This is a genomic window from Moorena sp. SIO3H5, from assembly GCF_010692395.1.
Lineage (GTDB): Bacteria > Cyanobacteriota > Cyanobacteriia > Cyanobacteriales > Coleofasciculaceae > Moorena.
In genome coordinates this window covers 1-2286 of the sequence record NZ_JAAHHS010000681.1, presented here as the reverse complement: position 1 = coordinate 2286, position 2286 = coordinate 1, and the positions used below count along the sequence as shown (strand labels likewise).

Sequence of the window (2286 nt, the reverse complement as noted above, 5' to 3'; positions counted from 1 at the left end):
GAAGCAATCAAGTTGTTAACCTCTGAAGCAATTCTTGCTAAGGTAAGTTAGTTGCTCAGAGCATAGCGAGCATCAGGGCGTCAGAGATATAGCTCTTCTGAGTTTTCAAACTTCGCGCAAACTTGCTGATAAACCCTGGTGAGCTTGATCAATCACACCTTGGCCTCGCAAAAAACCAGTATTGGCACCAGGACAGATAAATTGAAGAGTCTCTGGGGTAAAACGCTCAAGCAGAGATTCTACACTCCGAATCTGTCTTGGCCAATGAAATGTTTTCGGGGTTCGCAGGGGCAACAGTTCTCCTTGTTTACTAGGAAGCAAATGACGCCCAGAAAATAGCACACCCCCGGCACCAGTGTAGTAAAGACAAGAAGAACCAGGAGAGTGACCAGGAGTCCAAATGACGTAGCAGCAGGGATTTATAGTGAACTTCTGGTGAAATGTAACTACCTCCAATCCCGGCAGTAAGTAAGCCTCTTGTTCTTGAATCAGGACTTGGCACCCCATACTCTCCTGAATTTCTTTTGCTTTACCAATACCACCCCGATGGGTAATAAACAGTAATGAGACTCCCCCTTGCTCACGCAAAAATTCTTGGTTAGTCTCATTCCAGGCAGGACAATCAATCAATAGGTTGAAGGAATTTCCTACAATAATATAAGCCGTACCACCTAACGTATCTCGATTGGGTGGAAAAGCAAAAATGGTATCTAGAACAAGGCGTGGTGGCTTGGATGCAGCAGGTTGCTGATTAGACGATGCGCTTGGCGTAAGAGAAAAATCGCCTTTTGCTGGAGTATCGGGTTGCACAATGCTTGTAGTTTAATTGTAGTTTTTAGTAGACGGTGTGATCTTTCATCATGGAACTCTGGCTACTCCCATTTACATTTATTTTACTCGCTGTGATTACCTACCTTGTGATCCAGCGCACCGTTGCCAGCCTGACCCGGACACCAGTCTGGTTACTGTGGCTGGTAATGATGGCTCCACCACTAGTCTGGATTGGTTGGACTCTGTTCAATGGTAAGAACATACCAATACCACCAGCCCTATTGCTCGGTCCATTTGTGATTTGCTTACCGTTGTACTGGCTGCTGATTCAGTGGGGACGCCCAGCTCCCAATTCAACCATGACCAAAGACAATCCGACTAAAACAAGTACCTCAGACCCGGTCGCCAAAATTTCATCGGCAACTGAAAAGTCAAGCCTTCGTCCCATTACTAAAGAAGAAGAAAAAGACCTCAGAAATTGTTTTCCCTGGGGAATCTACTATCTCCAGAATATTGAGTACCGACCTCAAGTGGTGTTGTGTCGCGGCAAACTGCGCACTAACCCAGAGCAAGCCTACCGTACCGTGCGGTCAAATATAGAAGCCGAGTTTGGCGATCGCTTTTTCGTAGTCTTTCAAGAAAGCTTTAGCGGCAAACCCTTCTTTGCTCTAGTGCCCAATACCAAAAAATCAACCAAACCTTACAGGGGGTCTGAATCATTAACGCGACCTGGTTTAGCATTGGGGCTGATGGTGATTACCTTGTTTACCACCACCTGGATGGGAACTCAGATCGCTGGGGTGTCGGAAAATCCCGCTACTGACCCAGCGCTTTTACTGCAAGGACTGCCCTATGCCCTGGCCTTAATGGCAATTCTCAGCATTCATGAACTTGGCCATTATTTCGCCGCAATGGTTTACAAGGTGCGTACAACTCTGCCTTACTTTATCCCGATACCCTTTTTATTCTTGGGAACATTGGGAGCATTTATTCATATACGCTCTCCTGTTCCTAACCGTAAAGCCTTATTTGATATAGGCATTGCAGGTCCACTAGTTGGCTTAGTGGTTACCCTACCAATCCTAATGTGGGGATTAGCCCATTCCACTGTAGTGCCGTTGTCTGACTCTTCAGGAATCTTAAACCTAGAATCCCTCAATCCCCGATTTTCCCTTTTGCTCACCTTACTAAGTAAATGGGCATTGGGCAGTGAGTTTGTCTCCAACACAGCCATTAACCTTCATCCTGTGGCAGTCGCTGGTTATGTCGGTTTAGTTGTTACTGCTTTCAATTTAATGCCAGTGGGGCAACTTGATGGTGGGCATATCGTCCATGCCATGTTGGGTCAAAGAACTGGTATGACCATTGGTCAAATTACCCGGCTGTTAATGATGCTGCTAGTATTGATTCAGCCAGAATTACTCCTGTGGGCAATTATTCTTTTATTCATGCCAGTGGCAGATGAACCAGCCCTTAATGATGTTTCAGAACTTGACAACTGGCGAGATTTGTGCA

General features: G+C 45.9%; 2 protein-coding genes. One reads left to right on the top strand and one right to left on the bottom strand.

Features of this window, described 5'->3' with window-relative positions; all coding sequences use genetic code 11:
• Positions 1–105: 105 nt before the first annotated feature.
• Positions 106–810: an MBL fold metallo-hydrolase gene (locus tag F6K52_RS35465; protein WP_293089764.1), complete on the bottom strand. Its 705-nt coding sequence runs from the start codon at positions 808–810 to the stop codon at positions 106–108.
• Between the two features lie 92 nt (positions 811–902).
• Here F6K52_RS35465 and F6K52_RS35460 point away from each other — a divergent pair.
• Positions 903–2286 (top strand): site-2 protease family protein (locus F6K52_RS35460; protein ID WP_364421362.1); only part of this gene is annotated, 1384 nt, incomplete at its 3' end.